This window comes from Tsukamurella paurometabola DSM 20162, assembly GCF_000092225.1.
Lineage (GTDB): Bacteria > Actinomycetota > Actinomycetes > Mycobacteriales > Mycobacteriaceae > Tsukamurella > Tsukamurella paurometabola.
This window is the reverse complement of sequence record NC_014158.1, coordinates 1,759,644-1,777,809: the sequence shown is the minus strand read 5'-3', so window position 1 is coordinate 1,777,809 and position 18,166 is coordinate 1,759,644. Positions and strand designations below refer to the sequence as shown.

Sequence of the window (18,166 nt, the reverse complement as noted above, 5' to 3'; positions counted from 1 at the left end):
GCTACCGGCTCAGGGGCGGTATCCGTAATGGGATCAGGGTGACAATCGGGTCACAAGTGACTGATGTGACCAGTCTCGTGGCGAGGTCAACCCTCATCGCGGCGGTGCCGGCGACCGCGGCTGACACGCTCGGCCTGGGCCGATGGTGCCGGATGATGCATATCGTCGTCGGGCATCGCGTGCCGTCCGCCGGTGCGCGGCGGGGCCGGGGGAACGAACTGCGACTCGTGCGGACGCGGGATCGGCGCGCTGGGCCGCTGCATCGGGCCACTCGGGCGGAGCTCGCCGCTGGGGCGCTGCATCGGTGCGCTCGGATGCTGGGGCGGCGGTCCGGGCCGGCGGATCGGCTGGCTCGCGCGCGGACCGACGGGGCGCTGCGACGGTTGCACGGGGTACTGCGCGCTCGGGGCGGGCCGCGCTGCCGGTGGCCGTGCGGGCTGCGGGGGCACGGCGGGCCGCTGCAGGTCTGCACTCTCCCGGCGGATCGGGCCGGACGGTCGCGCGACGCCGGCGAGATCGTCGCCGGGCTGCGAGGTGCGGCGCGGCAGCGGATCGCTGGGGTGCGAGTACGCCTGCTGCGGCCCGGTCGGAGCGACGGGGCGCTGCGGGGGCGCGACGGGCACGTTCCGGGTGGGCGGCTGCGGCTCATGCGGGCGTTTGATCGCACGGAACCGGTCGGTGAAGTACACCGGCTCGGGGTCGCCGGGCTGCTCGTTGTAGGCGCGATCGAAGTCTTCGCGCCGGATCGCCGCGAACGAACCGGAGGTGACATCGCCCTCCAGCGGCTCCCAGTCGTCGTCCACATCGTCGTCCTCGAAGGCCTGCGCCGGGAACGAGGTCGACGGGATGGAACCACCGGACTTGTTGGACTCCTGAGCCGCCTGCCCCTCGGCGACTTCGTCGGGGGTGAACCGCATGAACGGCACCACGACCAGGCCGGCCAGGATCAGGATCGCGGCGCACGCGATGAAGGCGAGGCCGTAACCGGAGGCGAGCGCGTGCCGCTGCGCCTCGGACAATGCGTCGTGGCTGATCTCGCCGGTGGTCGGGCCGCCCTCCTTCATGATGCGCGAGGTCACGAGCACCTGGACGGACGCGAGGCCGATGATGCCGCCCAGGTTCTGGCACACCTCGACCAGCGCCGACATCGGACCGGTCTCGGAGGGACGCACGCCCGCGAGCGCACAGATGGGCAGCGGCACGATCGCGAGCCCGACGCCGAGGCCGATGATGAACACCGGAATCCCGATGTACGGGAAGTAGCTGACCGTCGACGGGTCCCTCGTCATGAGGGTCGGCACGTAGAGGCAGGGAAGGAAGACGATGAGGCCGCCGATCGCCACGAGCCAGCGGGCCTGGAATTTCAGCGCCAGCTGGCTGGAGATCGGGGCCGAGATACCCATACCCACCGCGAAGGGCACGAGCGCGAGACCGGATTCGAGCGGGGTGTAGCCGAGCACCTGCTGGAAGGTGAGCGCCACGTAGAAGCCCAGCGTGGGGATCAGTGCGCCGCACACCAGGATGGCGATCATCGCGGCGACTCGGTTCTTGTTGCGGAACAGCGAGAACGGCAGGATCGGGTTCTTCGCAGTGCGCTCGACCTGCAAGAACACAGCGAGGGAGACGACGCACACGACGGCGGCGATGTAGACCGACGGGCTCTGCCAGTGCACCTCGGGCCCCATGGTCAGGGCGTAGACGCCGGCGACGCAGCCGGTGACCGCGAGGAACGCCCCCTTGACGTCGAGCGAGTGACGACGCTCGGCGGTGGACTCCTCGAGCGCGACGATCGCGCCGATCACGCAGACGACGCCGACCGGGATGTTGATCCAGAACACCAGTCGCCAGTCGATCGTGGCCAGCAGGCCACCCGCCACCAGGCCCGCGACCGATCCGAGCCCCGCCATCGCACCGAAGATCGCGAACGCCTGGTTGCGTGCCTTGCCGGGCGCGAAGGTGGTCGCGATGAGGGCCAGCGCAGTGGGGCACGCGATGGCGGCGAACAGGCCCTGGCCCGCGCGCGCGGCCAGCAGCCACACCTCGTTGCTGGCGAAGCCGGTCAGCAGCGAGGCGAGGGTGAACCCGGCCACGCCGACGATGAACATCCGTTTTCGGCCGAACGTGTCGCCGAGCCGCCCGCCCAACAGCATGAATCCGCCGAAGGTGAGGACGTAGGCGCCGAACACCCAGATCTTCGCGGCGTCGGACAGATGCATCGCATCCTGGATGCTCGGCATCGCGATGAAGACCACGGTGCCGTCCAGGACAGCGAGGAACATCATGCCGGACAGGACCACGATGGCGACTCCGAGAGCGCTGCCCTTGACGCGGTACGTCTGCGCCGGGGCTCCGGGTGCCATCGTTGAGGTCATGGGGTCCGAGGCTACCGGGCGGTAGAACCTCGCCGGAAATCAATCACGGCGTCTTTTGGGGCGGAAGATGCGGATGTGGCGAAATTTGCGTGCGGCCCGCACCCATCAAACGAGCCTGTTTCCGCAGTCCAGGGGTCCGATCGCAGGCCCGCGGACCGCGTCTCATCGCGGCCGGTCACAATTGCGGCGACACGCCCGAAACCTACCCGGCGGATGGCTTTTCGGACTCATCCGACTGTGTGAAACCCGCGACGGGGCCCACGACGAGCACCGCCGGCGGCGCCACCTCGGCCGCTGCGGAGTCGGCGGCGATGGTGGTGAGCGTGCCCCGGACGGTGCGCTGGCCGCCCGTGGTGGCGCTCTCGACGACAGCGGCGGGGGTGTCCGACGGGCGACCGCCCGCGATCAGGGCCTCGGCGATCACGCCGAGTCGCTCGACCGCCATGAGGACGACCACGGTGCCGCGGAGCCGCCCGAGCGCATCCCAGTCGACGAGGCTGTCGGGGTGGCCGGGCGCGACGTGCCCGGAGACCACCACGAACTCGTGGGTCACGCCGCGATGGGTCACCGGGATGCCGGCCGCTGACGGTGCGGCGATCGAACTGGTGATGCCGGGAACCACGGTGACCGGGATGCCCTCGGCGGCGAGCGCTTCGAGTTCCTCGTAACCGCGGCCGAAGACATAAGGGTCGCCACCCTTGAGGCGCACGACGAACTTACCCTCGCGGGCCCGGTCGATGAGCACCTGGTTGATGGCCTGTTGGGCCATGGCGCGGCCGTAGGGCACTTTCGCCGCATCGATCACCTCGACGTGGGGGGCCAGCTCGGCCAGCAGCCGGGGCGGCGCGAGCCGGTCGGCGACCACCACGTCGGCGACCGCGAGCAGCGCCCGACCACGCACGGTGATGAGATCGGGGTCGCCGGGGCCACCGCCGACGAGAGCGACACCCTCGGGTTTGCGGGTCGGGCGCGCGGCCTCGTCGCCGGTCAGGACGGCGCCGAGGGCGTTGCGAACGGCTGCCGAGCGGCGATGGTCCCCGGCAGCCAGCACCCCCACCTGGAGTCCGTCCGTGGCGACGGTCGCCGGCGTCACCGCGGTGCCCTCGCGGGCGAGGTCGGCGCGCACGCAGAAAGTGCGCTGCGCCTGCGCCTCGGCGACGACGCGTGCGTTCACGGCGGGGTCGTCGGTGGCGGCGAGCGCGTACCAGGCACCGGCGAGATCGCCGTCGGCGTACTCGCGCCGGTGCCAGGTGATCCCGACAGTGGATTCCACTGCCGGGGTGGCCTCGGGCGCGATCACGTGCACGTCTGCCCCCGCTGCGAGGAGTGGAGGCAGACGACGCTGGACCACGGTGCCGGCGCCGACCAGCACGACCCGCCGGCCGCGCAGATCCAATCCGACGAGGTAGGGGTCGCGCGCAACGCCGGGATCCGTCATTCCCAGCAGTTTAGTGAGCGCAGGCCGGAGCGATACGCGGGGCTGGCCTCGCTCGCCGGGGGGTGCGCGCGGCGCCGGTGGTGCGGATGCGGTGCGGAACGCGATCGGGCGGGCGCCTCAGCGCGCCGCTCGAACGAGGCGTTCGGCCACCTCGGGGTATCCGGCGGGATGCACGTGGAGATACGAGGAGTGCACCCCGGGGGCGACGTGGCCGTCGGTGACCGGGGCACCGTCGCCGTCACGCCAGCCCCACGCCGGGGTGCCGGACGGGGCGAGCGCGGTGCGGTGGAATTCGTGTCCGGTCACGCGCTCCCCCACCGCGAACAGCGATCCCGCGGTGAGTGCAACGGCGTCGCGGTAGCCCAGCCGCAGCCGCGGAGTGAAGCTCGCGGCACCGGGCACCACGCCGCACATCGGTACGCCGTCGAGGGATTCGGCGAGGTAGAGCAGGCCGGCGCATTCGGCGTGCACCAGGCCACCATCGGCCACCAGACGTCGGATCTGCTCCCGTAGAGCGGTATTGGCTGCGAGCTTCTCGGCGTAGACCTCGGGGAACCCGCCGGGAAGGACGACGGCGGCGGCCCCGCCGGGCAATTCGTCGGTGAGCGGGTCGAATCGTTGCACCCGGGCGCCCGCGGCGGTGAGCAGGTCCTCGTGTTCGGCGTACCCGAAACTGAATGCCGGTCCCCCGGCGAGCGCCACCGTCGGGCCGCCCACCCGGGCGACCTCCGCGGAGGGGTCCCACGCGGGACCGGCGGGCACCGGCCGCGCGAGATCCCGGATCCGATCGACGTCCACGTGCCGCGCGACCAGATCGGTCATCGCCGCGACCGCGTCGACGGCGGCGGCGCCGCGCTCGGCGGCGGGGATCAGGCCGAGATGCCGGGCGGGCACCTCGAGCTCGGCCGCACCGGGGACGGCACCGAGGGCCTCGAGCCCGACCTGGGCGCATGCGTCCCGGAGCACGCGCTCGTGCCTCGGACTGGAGACCCGGTTGAGGATCACGCCGGCGACGGCGATTCCCGGGCGGTAGGTGGCGAAACCCGCGAGCAGCGCGGCGAGCGACTGGGAATGGCCGCGCACGTCCACGACGAGAATGACGGGCGCGCCGAGGGATTCGGCGACATCGGCGGTGGAGCCGATGCCCTGGGTGCGGCCGTCGGCGGTGATCCTGCCGTCGTACAGGCCCATCACACCCTCGACGACGGCGACGTCGGCCTCCGCGGCCCCGTGGCGGTAGAGCGGCGCGATCCGGTGGTCGCCGCACAGCACCGGGTCGAGGTTGCGGCCCGACCGGCCGGTCGCGAGGGCGTGGTAGCCGGGATCGATGTAATCGGGCCCCACCTTGAACGGGGCGACGGTGCCGGTCCGCGCGAGCGCGCCCATCAGGCCCGTGGCGATGGTGGTCTTGCCGCTGCCCGACGACGGTGCGGCGATCACCACCGCGGGCGTGTCACCACTCAATGCCGCGCTGCCCCTTGCGTCCTTCGTCCATCGGGTGCTTGATCTTGGTCATCTCGGTAACCAGATCGGCGGCCTCGATGAGCGCTGGCGGCGCGTCGCGCCCGGTGATCACCACGTGCTGGTTGCCGGGACGGTCACGGAGCACCGAGACCACCTCGTCGACGTCGATCCAGCCCCACTTGAGCGGGTAGGTGAACTCATCGAGCACGTAGAAGCGGTGTTGTTCAGCGGCGAGCCGGCGGGCGATCTCGGACCACCCCGCGCGAGCCGCCTCGGCGTGGTCCTGTTCGGCATCGTCGGTGCGGCGCAGCCACGACCAGCCCTGTCCCATCTTGTGCCATTCGACCGGTCCGCCGGCGCCGGTGCGCTCGTGCACCTCGTTCAGCGCCACCATCGTCGCCTCCTCGCCGACCTTCCACTTCGCGCTCTTGACGAACTGGAACACGCCGATGTTGAAGCCCTGGTTCCAGGCGCGCATGGCCATGCCGAACGCGGCGGTCGACTTCCCCTTCCCGGCGCCGGTGTGCACGGCGAGCACCGGCTGGTTGCGGCGCTGCCGCGTGGTGAGACCGTCCTGCGGCACCGATTCGACCTTGCCCTGGGGCATTTCGTGCTCCTTCTGCTCAGGCGACGCGGGCCAGATCGGCGGGACTCAGCCCACCCAGCGGGATCAGTTCGGCCCCCAGCGCGTTCGCCACCCGGGCGGCGAGCCCGAGTCGCACCATCGAGGTCTCGCAGTCCACCACGACGCTCGCATGACCGTCAGCGCGCAGTCCCGCGGCGGCGGCCACGGCGCGGGGCAACGGATCGCGCCCCGCGGTGGCACGTCCGTCGGTGAGCAGCACCACGAGCGGGCGCCGAGCATCGGGCCGCAGCGACTCCCGGCGCAACAGTCGGCGGGCCTCGGTGATGCCCTCGGCGAGTGGGGTGCGGCCGCCGGTGCGGGCGCGGGCGAGCCTGGCGACGGCCACGTCGACGGAGCGGGTGGGGGGCACCAGCAGGGTTGCCTCGGTGCCGCGGAACCCGATCACGGCCACCTTGTCGCGCCGCTGGTAGGCGTCGCGCAGCAAGGAGACCGCCGCCTCGCCGACCAGGGCGAGCCGGTCGCGAGCGGCCATGGACCCGGAGAGATCGACGACGAAGACCACCAGATTCCCCTCGGTGGCCTCCCGGATCGGTGCGCGCAAGTCTTCTCGCGCCAGGCGCAGCGGCCCGCTGCTGCGACCGCGGCTCCCCTGGTTCAGCGCCGCGGCGCGGAGCGTCGCCACGAGGTGCAGGCCCGAGCCCGTGCCCGCGGGCGCCGCCCGGACCACGCTGCCGCGGTCGGACCGGGCCTTGGAGCGGCGCCCTGCGGCGCCGCCGGTGCCGAGCCCGGGCACGCTCAGTTTGGCGACGGTGCGGTGTCGTGCGGTGGGCAGCGTGCCGCCCTCCGGAGTGCCGGGCCGATCGTCCCCAGCCGAGTCCGGTTGCGGCGGGGTCGGATCCGACGGTTCGCCGCCGCCTTCGGGGTCGTCCGGGCCATCGGGGTCGGTGTCCGGGTCGGGGTCCTCGTTCTGGCGGGCGTCGTCGAAGGCGCGGTCCAGTTCCTGATCGTCGAGGCCGGGCTCGTCGAAGGGATCGCGGCGCTTACGGTGCGGCAGAGCGAGCGCGGCCGCCACCCGGACATCGTCCTCGGTCACCTCGTCGACGCCGCGCCAGGCGGCGTGTGCCAGCGCCGCCCGGGCGATCACCAGATCGGCGCGCATTCCGTCCACGTCGAACGCGGCGCACACGGCGGCGATGCGGCGCAGTTCGGCATCGGGCAGCGTCACCCGCGGGAGCCGCTCGCGGGCCGTGGCGATCCGGTCCGCGAGAGCGGTGTCCGCGGCGGCGTACTCGGCGGCGAATCCGGCGGGATCGGACTCGAAGGCGAGACGTCGGCGCATCACCTCGACCCGGACGTCCACCTCGCGGCTGGCACGCACGTCGACTGCGAGACCGAATCGGTCGAGCAGCTGCGGCCGCAGCTCTCCCTCCTCGGGGTTCATGGTGCCCACCAACACGAATCGGGCCGGATAGGAACGGGACACGGCATCGCGTTCCACGGTGACCCGGCCCATCGCGGCGGCATCGAGCAGCACGTCCACGAGGTGGTCCGAGAGCAGGTTCACCTCGTCCACGTAGAGAATGCCGCCGTCGGCGTCGGCCAACAGTCCCGGGGTGAAGTCGACCGCGCCCTCACCAAGGGCTCGGTGCAGGTCGAGCGAACCGACCACGCGGTCCTCGGTGGCACCGATGGGCAACTCGACGAGCCGGGCGTCGGCACCATCGGGCCGCGGCGGCAGCAATGGTGCCAAGGCCCGTGCCGCAGTCGATTTCGCCGTGCCCTTCTCACCACGCACGAGGACGCCGCCGACCGCGGGGGCGATCGCACAGAGCGTGAGGGCCAGACGCAGTTCGTCGTGGCCGACGACGGCGCTGAACGGGTACCGGTCAGACATCGGCTGCTCTCCTCATGGGGACGTGCGCAACGCCGTCCTCGACGAATTCGTCGCCGGTGATCGCGAAGCCGTACTTCGCATACATCGGCGCCAGGTGGGTCTGCGCGTCGAGCAGGGCGGGGCGTCCGCCGGCCTCGGCGAGTGCGTCGTTCATCAGCGTGCCGATCAAGCCGCGACCACGGTGCGACGGTGCCGCACAGACCCGACCGATCCGCACCCCGTCGGCGCCCTCGTCGGTGACTCGCACCGTGGCGATCGCGGACCCGTTCTCGCCGATGAACCACAGGTGCACAGTGGACGGATCGAGGTCGCGGCCGTCCACGTCGAGCCAGGGGCTCTGCTGTTCGGCGATGAACACCTCGGCGCGCAGCTTCAACAGCGCGTAGAGCGAGCGCGCATCGAGCTCATCGCCGGTGGCGCGGCGCACCGCTCAGCCCTGGGCGTCCGCCCCGACTCCGGGGGCCAGCTGAAGGGTGCGGTCGGTCCAGTCCCAGACCTGCTGGAACAGCGGCTTGTTGTCGTTGAGAGTGGTGCCGTAGGAGGGGATCATCTCCTGCAGCAGCGGCTTCCACGCCTGCATGTGCTTCGGGAAGCACTTGCCGAGCACGTCCAGCATCGCGGGCACCGCGGTCGATGCGCCGGGCGAGGCACCGAGCAGGCCGGCAATGGACTCGTCCTTCGCGGCGATGACGGCGGTGCCGAACTCGAGGTTGCCGCCACCGGAACCCTTACGGATCACCTGGACGCGCTGGCCGGCGGTGATCAGGTCCCAGTCGCCGCCCTCGGCGCGGGGCACGAACTCCGACAGGGTCTTGACCCGGTCGGCGGGCGACTGGGTGAGCTCGCCGATGAGGTACTTGGTCAGGCCCATCTCCTTGAGGCCCACGGCCATCATCGGGATGAGGTTGTTCGGCTTCACCGACAACGGGAGGTCGGTGTACTTACCGGCCTTGAGGAACTTGGGCGAGAACCCGGCGTAGGGACCGAACAGCAGGCCCTTGTTGCCATCGATCACACGGGTATCCAAGTGCGGCACGGACATCGGCGGGGCACCAACGGCGGCCTTGCCGTACACCTTGGCGGCGTGGTTGTCGATGAGCTCGGGGTTGTGGCAACGGAAGAACTGTCCCGAGACGGGGAAACCGCCGAAGCCCTTGGCCTCCTTGATCCCCGACTTCTGCAGCAGCGGAAGCGCCCCGCCGCCGGCACCGACGAAGACGAACCGCGCGTCGACATAGGTGGTCTCGAGGGTGCGCTGGTTCTTGACCGTGAGGCGCCAGACATCGCCCTTGCGCTTGAGGTCGGTGACCTTGGTGCCGAAGTGCACCGAACCGCCCTTGCCGATGAAGTTCACCAGCTTCTTGGTGAGCGAGCCGAAGTCCACGTCGGTACCGCCCTCGTACCAGTTCACGGCGACCGGATCGCCGAAATTGCGGCCTGCGGCCATGATCGGCAGGCGCTCGCTGAAGGTGGCGGGATCGGTGAAGAACTCCATCCCCTCGAACAGGGTCTGGTTCGCCAAGGCGTCGTACCGCTTGCGCAGGTATTCGACGTTGTCGGCGCCGTGCACGAAGCTGGCGTGCGGAATGGGGTTGATGAACTCGGACGGCCGGTCGAGGATGCCGGCGTCGACGGAGTAGGCCCAGAACTGACGCGAGACCTGGAACTGCTCATTGATGGCGATGGCCTTGGTGATGTCCACGGAGCCGTCGGCGGCCTGCGGCGTGTAGTTCAGTTCACACAGGGCCGAGTGGCCGGTACCCGCGTTGTTCCACGGATCGGACGACTCCGCGGCCGCGGCGTCCAGCGCCTCGAAGACCGACACCGACCAGCTGGGCTCCAGCTTGCGGATCAGGGTGCCGAGCGTGGCGCTCATGATCCCGGCTCCCACGAGCGCGACGTCCGTGGTGATCACGTTACGGGCCATCAGGCTATTCACTCCTCGAGGTGTTTCGCATTCGAGGCCGGGTTGCCTGACCTCGCGTCTGCGCCAGAACCTTACTCTGCGGTACCGAGCCCTCGCGCGGCACGTCAGGTGGCCGCCCTCACTACAGTGATGACGTGGCGACCACTGAGCTGACCTACTCCCCCGACATCCTCGGCGACGATTACGTTGCGCACACCTTCGACCTGGGGCCCGATCCCGACGGCGAGCCCGGAGGCGATATCGCGGCGACCCTGGTCAAGCATGTGGCCGGCCCGGACGCTCCACAACGCGCTGTGCTGTGGGTGCACGGTTTCTCGGACTACTTCTTCCAGACCGCGGTCGCGGAGTTCTTCGCCGACCGCGGTTACGCCTTCTATGCACTGGATCTCCGCAAATGCGGGCGGTCGCTGCGCGAAGGTCAGTCGGCGCATTACGCCACCGACTTCACCGTCTACGACACCGAGCTCGATCTCGCGGTCGAGGCCATCGCGGCCGAGCACCCCGGACTGGGCGTCGTGGTGGCCGCACATTCGACCGGTGGCCTGATCACCCCGCTGTGGTTGGACCGGCGGCGTCAGGCCGGCCGCACCGCGCCGATCGTGGGCCTGGTGCTGGACAGCCCGTGGTTCGACCTGCAGGGCTCCGCCGTGCTCCGTGAGGTCGCCACCCCGGTGGTCAAACTCATCGGCAAGGCGGTCGGTACCCGGCCGGTACCGGTCGAGGCGGTCGGCGTGTACGGGCAGACCATCCACGCCAGCGAGCACGGAGAGTTCGACTTCGACACCGCGATCAAGCCGATCGAGGGCTTCCCCGTGCGGTTCGGTTGGCTGCGGGCGGTACGCGTGGCGCACAGCCTGTTGCACCGCGGCCTCGACATCGGCGTGCCGTCGCTGGTGCTGCGATCCACCAAGAGCTTCGCTCCGAAGGAGTACAGCCCTGAGGCGGCCCGCGCCGATGTGGTGCTCGACACCCGGCAGATCGCCAAGTGGTCCGGCGCGCTGGGCAATCGGCTCACCGTGGTGCCGGTGCCGGACGCCAAGCACGACGTCTTCCTCTCCGAGCAGCCGGCGCGGGAGACCGCCTACGCCGAGCTCGGGGCGTGGCTCGCGCGCGAGATCGAGGCGCGCGCATGAGTGAACAGGTCTTCGATCTGGTGATCGTCGGCTCGGGCGCCGGGAACACCATCCCCGACGAGCGGTTCGACGATCGGTCGATCGCGATCGTCGATAAGGGCCAGGATTACAACGGGGCCTTCGGCGGTACCTGCCTCAACGTGGGGTGCATTCCCACCAAGATGTTCGTCTATCCCGCCGACGTGGCCGACGAGGCGCGCGAAGCCGGTCCGATCGGCGTGGACGCCGAGGTCACCGCCACGCACTGGGCGCAGATCCGCGACCGCGTCTTCGGCCGGATCGACCGCTATGCGGCCGGCGGGTTGCGGTATCGCGTGGACACGTGTCCCAACGTGACGGTTTTCCAGCAGCAGGCATGGTTCCTGCCTGCCTCGGGAGACGGCCTGCACCGACTCGAACTGGCGGACGGCACCGTGGTGGCCGGACGGGACGTGGTGCTGGCCGCGGGGTCGCGACCGGTGATCCCGCCGGTGTTCGCCCAAGGGTCGGCACCGGTGCACACCAACGACTCGATCATGCGGTTGGAGTCGCTGCCGGGCCGCGTGATCATCGTGGGCGGGGGGTACATCGCCGCCGAGTTCGCCCACGTCTTCGCCGGTCTCGGCGCCGAGGTCACGGTGGTGGCCCGCGGCCCGCGCCTGCTGCGCTCCCAGGATCAGACCATCGCGGAGGCGTTCACCCAGGCCGTCTCGCAGCGCTGGGACGTGCGCCTGAGCACCGAGGTCACGGCGACCCGCGCCGCCGGCGATGGAGTGGAAGTCGATCTCACCGACGGGTCCACCGTGGCCGGGGACGTGCTGCTGGTGGCGACCGGGCGCACTCCGAACGGCGACACCCTCGCCACCTCGGCGATCGGCATCGAGCTCGACGGCGCCGGTCGCGTCCCCGTCGACGAGCACCAACGCACCCCCGTGCGCGGCGTGTGGGCGCTCGGCGATGTGAGCACCCCGTTCCCCCTGCGGCACGTGGCCAACCACGAGGCGCGGGTGGTGGCCGAGAATCTGCTGTCGGGCTGGGACGCGCCCGCCGCCACCACTGATCATCGCTTCGTGCCGGGTGCGGTGTTCAGCCGGCCACAGGTCGCCTCGGTGGGGCTCACCGAGGCGGTGGCCCGGGACCGCGGTATCGATGTGGCGGTGGTGGAGCAGCGGTACGCGGACATCGCCTACGGCTGGGCGATGGGGGACGCCGAGGGCGTGTGCAAGCTGATCGCGGATCGGGAGACCGGGCTGTTGGTGGGCGCGCACATCGTGGGTCACCAGGCTTCCGCGCTGATCCAGTCGGCGATCACGGCCATGTCGTTCTCGATCCCGGCGAAGGAGTTCGCACGGGGGCAGTACTGGATCCATCCGGCGCTACCCGAACTGGTCGAGAACGCCTTGCTCGGCCTGCACACCGAGCGATAGAGTCATATGCATGAATCACAATGATTTGAATGCGCCCGGCTGCTCCAACCCCAACTGCACGTGTGAGAACTGCACCTGCGGCGACAGCTGCAGCTGCGGCTCCGACACGTAGTTCAGTTCCGTAGCGTCCGCAGCGCGATCTCCGAGGCCAGGGCCGAGGGATTGCGCAGCGGAAGCCAATGGTCACCGTCCGGGACCTCGCTGAGCCGGTAATCGGCGCGGAGGTACCGGGCGGTACCTCTGGCCTGCGCCTGCCCCGCGATCGCATCGCGCGCGCCCCACACCAGCGTGGTCGGCACCTCGATCAGCGGGCAGTCCAGTCCCTCCCCACCGGGAACCATGTTGGCCCGGTACCAATTCAGTCCCGCGGTGAGCGTGGCGTCGTTCGCGACCGCCTCGATACCGCCGCCCGGCGCCGTGGCGAGCAGCGTGCGCGCACCGTTGTCGAGGAGTTGCTTCTCCGCCTCTCCCGCCGTGAGGAACAGTTCGAGGTAGCGCGAGCGCTGCCGCTGATCCGGATCCGAGGCCATCGCCTCGCCGAACGCCGACGGATGGCCGAAGGAGACGGCGGTCAGGCTCATCGCGCGCAACGGGTACGCCGCGGCGAAGTGCCACGCGACCGTGGCGCCGAGGCCGTGACCCACGAGGTGCGCGTAAGGGATCTCGAGCGCGTCCAGGACGCCGGCGGCATCCTCCGCCAATTGCTTCATCGTGTACGCGTCCACGCCCTCGGGGCGCGCCCCCGCGCTGTAGCCGCGCTGGCGCGGCGCGACAGTGCGCAGACCCGCCTCGTGCAGGCGCTCGCGCACCTGGTCGAAGGACGCTTCGGTCTGCGGAAACCCGTGCAGCAGTAGCACGGGAACCCCGTGCTCAGGTCCCCCGACCGAGACGTCGAAGGTCCACGACCCCACGGGAACCTGCACCGTGCTCGGAGTATCGATCGGCATGGTGGATAACGCTAGTCACTGACGATGCGAAGGCGCGGCAGGATGGGCGAAAACACGCCAGACAGTTGCAAAGGTGCGACGATCGCGTCCACATCGCAGTGTTCCTCGATCGCATCGGCGATCCTGTCCAGCTGGGCGATCCGCGCACCGTCGTAGCTCGTGACCGGTCCGGGATCGAATCCCGGGAAGGCGCGGTGCAGGTAGGCGCGCCGGAACTCGTCGGAACCGAGCAGGCCATGCCAATGCGTACCCAGGACAGGTCCGGCGAGCGCACCCTCCGCACCGTCGGGACCGTCGAGCAGATGCGACTCGGTGCTCCGCACGACGGTGCCGTGGTGGATCTCGTAGCCGGTGGCCCGGACGCCGAGTCCCGTGCCCGCGACGTTCCGGACGCATTTGTCCGCAGCGAACTCGATATCGAGGTCGAGCAGCCCGAGGCCGTCGACCCGGCTCCCCACGGGAGCCTCGATGCCGTGCGGGTCGCCGATCGAACGGCCGAGCATCTGATAGCCGCCGCACACACCGATGATCGGCCGGCCCCCCGCCGCCCGCGCGACGAGTGCATCGGCGAGGCCGCGCTCGCGCAGCCACGCCAGGTCGGCGACGGTGGCCTTGGTGCCCGGCAGGACGACGAGGTCGGCAGCGGCCACATCAGCGGGACGCGTGGTCCAGCGGACGGTGAGGCCGGGCTCGCAGGCGAGCGCCTCGACATCGGTGGTGTTGGACACCCGCGGCAGGGCGATCGCGGCCACCCGGAGTGGGTCGGGGCGACGCGATCCGGGCCCCACCAGGTCGGAGCCGAGGGCGGCGAGGGAGTCTTCGGCGTCGAGCCACAGGTCGGTCAGGTACGGCAGTACGCCCACGGTAGGGCGCCTCGTGATGTCCTCGAGTTGCTCCAGCCCCGGTGTCAGGAGGGAGACGTCGCCGCGGAACCGATTGATCAGGAAGGCGTAGATGTGGCGCTGGTCGTCGGGGTCGAGCACGGCGACGGTACCGGCGAGATGCGCGAGTACTCCCCCACGGTCGATATCGCCGACCACGACGGTAGGGAGGCCCGCGGCGCGCGCGAGGCCCATGTTGGCGATGTCGGTGGCGCGCAGGTTGATCTCGGCGGGGCTGCCGGCGCCCTCGCAGAGCACCACGTCGAACTCGTCACGCAGGCGCTGCAGCGTGGTCGTGACCTCGTCGAGGAGCCACTGCCGGCGGGTGATGTAGTCGCGGGCGCCCACGTCGCCGACGGGCCGGCCGTGCAGGATCAATTGACTGCGCCGGTCGCTACCGGGCTTGAGGAGCACGGGGTTGAATCGGGTCGACGGTGCCAGCCCGCACGCGAGCGCCTGGGTCGCCTGGGCACGGCCGATCTCCCCGCTGGTGCCATCGGTTTCGACGGTTGCCACGGAGTTGTTGGACATGTTCTGCGCCTTGAACGGCGCGACGCGCACACCCCGTCGGGCGAGCAGCCGGCACAGGCCGGCGGTGATGGTCGATTTCCCGGCGTCGCTGGTGGCGCCGGCGATCAGGAGGGCGCCGTGCACGTCGCGCTATTCGCTGGGCAGCGTGAGGATCTCGGCACCGTCGTCGGTCACGACGAGGGTGTGCTCGAACTGCGCGGTCCACTTCTTGTCGGTGGTGGCCACGGTCCAGCCGTCGGACCAGATCTCGTAGTCCAGACCGCCGAGATTGATCATCGGCTCGATGGTGAAGACCATGCCGGGTTCGAGGACGGTGTCGACGTTCGGCTCGTCGTAGTGCAGCACGACGAGGCCGTTGTGGAAGGTCTCGCCGATGCCGTGGCCGGTGAAGTCGCGGACCACGGTGTAGCCGAACCGATTCGCGTACGCCTCGATCACGCGGCCCACCACGTTGAGCTCACGGCCGGGCTTGACCGCCTTGATCGCGCGCTCGGTGGCGATGCGGGTGCGCTCGACCAGGAGGCGGTGCTCCTCGGAGACATCCCCGGCCAGGAAGGTGGCGTTGGTATCGCCGTGCACGCCGTCGATGTAGGCGGTCACGTCGATGTTGACGATGTCGCCGTCCTCGATCACCGTCGAGTCCGGGATGCCGTGGCAGATCACCTCGTTGAGGCTGGTGCAGCAGCTCTTGGGGAAACCGCGGTAACCCAGTGTCGACGGGTAGGCGCCGTGGTCGATCATGTACTGGTGCGCCACCCGATCGAGGTGATCGGTGGTGACTCCGGGCGCCACTTCGGCCCCCGCTGCCTGGAGCGCGTCGGCGGCGATCCGGGAAGCGAGGCGCATCTTCTCGATGGTCTCGGGAGTCTGCACCCACGGCTCGTTACCCTCGTTCGCCGACGGCTTGTCGACGTATTCGGGACGCTCGATCGTCGCCGGGACGGCCAGGCGGGGTGAGACGGTGCCGGGGACGAGTGCAGAGCGGGTCATCCCCCCAGCCTAATCACCCCGCCACGTCTGCCCCCTCTCCCACCTATCGCGCTCCGCTACCCACCCCCCTTGCTGCGGGCGGGGGTGGCGGACCTGGTGGCGGCGGTGGGAATCCAGTAGTGGCAGGTGGGTTCGGGGAAGCCGTGGCCGACGGCGTAGTCGTCGACGGGACGAATCCGGGTGAGCACGCCGCCGGCCGACTCCGCGGTACGACGGGAGGCGAGGTTGTTCTCGTCGCAGGTGACGAGGACCTCGGGCAGGCCGACGCGGGCGGCCTCGGCGATCATCAGGGCCAGTGCCGTGGACGCGACGCCCTTGCGCCGCTCCGAGGGCCGCACGTGGTAGCCGATGTGCCCGCCGAGTTCGGCGAGCACCTCGGTGAGCTCGTGCCGGAGTTGGATCGCACCGAGGTAACGGTCCCCGCGCACGATCCACCGGTTGGTCGCCGGTACCAGGTCGCCGGAGCGGACGACCGTGGTGTTCGCAGTGAGCCGGTCGACCCAGACCGCGAAATCGATGGCCTCGTGCAGGTTCAGGTCACGGGCGAGGGCGTTCCCCGAGCCGGGATGGTGCGTCACGCCGCCCCACTCGGCGGCGTTGCCCAGCCACTCCCCGTGCAGGTCCGCTCGCGGCGCGATCAGCTCGATGTCCATCGGGTCACCGTCTCGCGATCGGGCGCGGCGCGGCAACCGAATTCCGGCTCAGTTGGGCACAGCGCCGACGGGGGCGTCGAATCGGTCGAAGAACTCCTTGGTGACGCCGACGGCGTTGTCGGAGCTGCCGCCCAGCACCACCATCGTGGCGAACGCCAGGTCGCCGCGATAGCCGACGAACCAGGCGTGCGAGCCGCCTTCGACCTCGGCCTCACCGGTCTTGCCGAGGATGTCACCGGACCCGCGGATCAACTCAGCCGTTCCGGAGGCGACCACCTCGCGCATCATCGCCCGCACCCCGTCGACGGCGCGCGGGTCCAGCGGGGGCCGGTCACCGTCGACCTTGGTGGCCTTGCCGCCCAGCAACCGGGGCGTGACCGCGCCACCCTTCGCGACCGCTGCCGCGACGAGCGCCATGGAGAACGGGCTCACCAGGACCTCGCCCTGCCCGAAGCTGTCCTCGACCTGATTCACCATCGCCTTGGGCGTCGGGTATCCACCCGAGGCCACCGGTAGGCCGGGGATGTCGTAGTCCGGCCCCACGCCGAGTTCGGATGCGGCCGTGGGCAGGGCGTCGAAAGCCATCTTCGATCCGAGGTAGGCGAAGCTGGTGTTGCACGACCGGGCGAAGGCGCGCTGCATGGTGACGTCGCCGAGCGCGAACCGGTTGTAGTTCGGCATCTCGCGCTCGCCGATGGTCAGGGTGCCGGGACACGGGACGATGGTGTCGGGTGTCGCGGTGCCGGTGGAGATGGCCGCGGTGGCGGTGACGATCTTCCCGGTCGAACCGGGCGGATACAGGCCGGAGGTGGCCAGTGAACCCTGTTTGTCGGCCTCGGGATTCTGAGCGACCGCGAGCACATCACCGGTGGACGGCTGGATCACCACCATCATCGCCTGTCGGTCGCGCCGGGTATCCACGGCGGCCTGCGCCGCAGCCTGCGCGATCGGGGAGATGCTCACGGTAGCGGCCGCAGCGGTCTGCGCAGGAGTGCTGGTCAGCGTGACCACCTGCGCGCCGGTGTCGGCCTGGACCACCACCTCCCAGCCGTCCTTGCCGCCCAGGTCGCCCTCGACGTTCTTCTTGATCGAGGACATCAGAGCCGGCGCGAAGGTCCGGTCGGTGGGCACCAGGTCGGCCTGCTCGACGAGACTCACTCCGGGTAGCGCCGTGACGTCGCCGGCCAGCTTGCGGAGGTCGTCCTGGTTGACCGTGGCCACCACGTACGGGCCCTGGAACGAGGTGGCCTGTTCGGTGAGCTGCACCGGGTCGAGGCCGGGGACGATGGGTTGCAGTGCGCGCGTGAGCTGCCCGGCCACATCCAACACCGTGGTGGGCGCGGTGACCTTCGCGGCCTCCAGCCGGATCCGGGTCACCACACCGGGCACCAGCACCGAACCGCCGGACGCGGAATTCACCGGCGCCTTGGGCGCGGGCAACGCCTTGAGCACCATCGTCTGGTTCGCACCGAGCCGGGGATGGAGCACCGTCGGATCCCAGCGGACCTTCCACTGCCCGTTCTCCTGGACCGCGGTGAGAGTGCCCTGATAGGTCCACGTGCGGTTCGACCTGCCGCGGTCGGCGGGCAGGTCCCACACGTACTCGTAGTCCACGGCGCTCGTGGAGCCCTGCGTGCGCACCTGGCCCACTTTGAGTGTGACGCCGCGGGCCTGGAGCCCGTCGAAGGTGCCCTGCAACATGGCCTTGGCCGCGGCGGGTGAGCTGGTGAGTGCGGCGGCACCGTCGAGGTTCTTCTCGGCCAGCGCCGCACCGAAGCGCACCGCGACCGGCCCCGGACCGTTGCTGTTCGCGGGCGCGCAGCCGCCGGTCACGACCATCGCCACCAGAGCGAGGATCACGACCACGCGGGTACCCAGCTTGTTCACCGGGCCAGGGTATGACGCTGCGCGGACCGGTTCCGGTTGCCGCGCGGGGGTGTGAAG

The 18,166-nt window shown here is 70.4% G+C and carries 14 protein-coding genes; 2 read left to right on the top strand and 12 right to left on the bottom strand.

Features of this window, described 5'->3' with window-relative positions:
• Positions 1–86: 86 nt before the first annotated feature.
• The 7 genes from TPAU_RS08545 to mqo form a co-directional block, all read right to left on the bottom strand.
• Positions 87–2,360 carry an MFS transporter gene (locus TPAU_RS08545; protein ID WP_013126350.1) on the bottom strand — a complete coding sequence of 758 codons (2,274 nt, stop codon included), beginning with the start codon at positions 2,358–2,360 and terminating at the stop codon, positions 87–89.
• A gap of 214 nt (positions 2,361–2,574) precedes the next feature.
• A complete protein-coding gene (gene cobA / locus TPAU_RS08540; RefSeq protein ID WP_013126349.1) occupies positions 2,575–3,810 on the bottom strand; it encodes a uroporphyrinogen-III C-methyltransferase in 1,236 nt (411 codons plus the stop codon).
• 117 nt (positions 3,811–3,927) lie between these two features.
• Entirely contained in the window at positions 3,928–5,274 is a 1,347-nt protein-coding gene (locus TPAU_RS08535; RefSeq protein WP_245537862.1) for a cobyrinic acid a,c-diamide synthase CobB, read from the bottom strand.
• On the bottom strand, positions 5,264–5,881 hold the full coding sequence (cobO, locus tag TPAU_RS08530; protein ID WP_013126347.1) for a cob(I)yrinic acid a,c-diamide adenosyltransferase: 618 nt from the start codon (positions 5,879–5,881) through the stop codon (positions 5,264–5,266). The genes TPAU_RS08535 and cobO overlap by 11 nt, the downstream gene beginning before the upstream one ends.
• A 16-nt stretch (positions 5,882–5,897) precedes the next feature.
• Entirely contained in the window at positions 5,898–7,754 is a 1,857-nt protein-coding gene (locus TPAU_RS08525; protein ID WP_013126346.1) for a VWA domain-containing protein, read from the bottom strand.
• Entirely contained in the window at positions 7,747–8,181 is a 435-nt protein-coding gene (locus TPAU_RS08520) for a GNAT family N-acetyltransferase (protein WP_013126345.1), read from the bottom strand. Before TPAU_RS08520 ends, TPAU_RS08525 begins: the two co-directional genes overlap by 8 nt.
• A gap of 3 nt (positions 8,182–8,184) precedes the next feature.
• Positions 8,185–9,681 (bottom strand): malate dehydrogenase (quinone), encoded by a 1,497-nt coding sequence (gene mqo / locus TPAU_RS08515; protein ID WP_013126344.1) that lies wholly within the window; start codon positions 9,679–9,681, stop codon positions 8,185–8,187.
• 134 nt (positions 9,682–9,815) lie between these two features.
• Here mqo and TPAU_RS08510 point away from each other — a divergent pair, with 134 nt between their 5' ends.
• Together TPAU_RS08510 and TPAU_RS08505 are read left to right on the top strand one after the other, a co-directional pair.
• Positions 9,816–10,814: an alpha/beta hydrolase gene (locus TPAU_RS08510; protein ID WP_013126343.1), complete on the top strand. Its 999-nt coding sequence runs from the start codon at positions 9,816–9,818 to the stop codon at positions 10,812–10,814.
• The gene (locus tag TPAU_RS08505; protein WP_013126342.1) at positions 10,811–12,220 is read left to right on the top strand and encodes a mycothione reductase; all 1,410 of its coding nucleotides are present in this window, start codon (positions 10,811–10,813) and stop codon (positions 12,218–12,220) included. Before TPAU_RS08510 ends, TPAU_RS08505 begins: the two co-directional genes overlap by 4 nt.
• A gap of 113 nt (positions 12,221–12,333) precedes the next feature.
• Here the strand turns inward: TPAU_RS08505 and TPAU_RS08500 are convergent, their stop codons facing one another.
• Genes TPAU_RS08500 through TPAU_RS08480 form a run of 5 tightly spaced genes read right to left on the bottom strand, consistent with a single transcriptional unit; the run spans position 12,334 to position 18,109 of the window.
• A complete protein-coding gene (locus TPAU_RS08500; RefSeq protein WP_013126340.1) occupies positions 12,334–13,167 on the bottom strand; it encodes an alpha/beta fold hydrolase in 834 nt (277 codons plus the stop codon).
• A gap of 11 nt (positions 13,168–13,178) precedes the next feature.
• The gene (locus tag TPAU_RS08495; RefSeq protein ID WP_013126339.1) at positions 13,179–14,702 is read right to left on the bottom strand and encodes a cobyric acid synthase; all 1,524 of its coding nucleotides are present in this window, start codon (positions 14,700–14,702) and stop codon (positions 13,179–13,181) included.
• Between the two features lie 6 nt (positions 14,703–14,708).
• Entirely contained in the window at positions 14,709–15,569 is an 861-nt protein-coding gene (map, locus tag TPAU_RS08490) for a type I methionyl aminopeptidase (protein ID WP_013126338.1), read from the bottom strand.
• A gap of 56 nt (positions 15,570–15,625) precedes the next feature.
• Entirely contained in the window at positions 15,626–16,222 is a 597-nt protein-coding gene (locus tag TPAU_RS08485; RefSeq protein ID WP_013126337.1) for a GNAT family N-acetyltransferase, read from the bottom strand.
• Between the two features lie 48 nt (positions 16,223–16,270).
• Entirely contained in the window at positions 16,271–18,109 is a 1,839-nt protein-coding gene (locus tag TPAU_RS08480) for a penicillin-binding transpeptidase domain-containing protein (protein WP_013126336.1), read from the bottom strand.
• Positions 18,110–18,166: the final 57 nt, after the last annotated feature.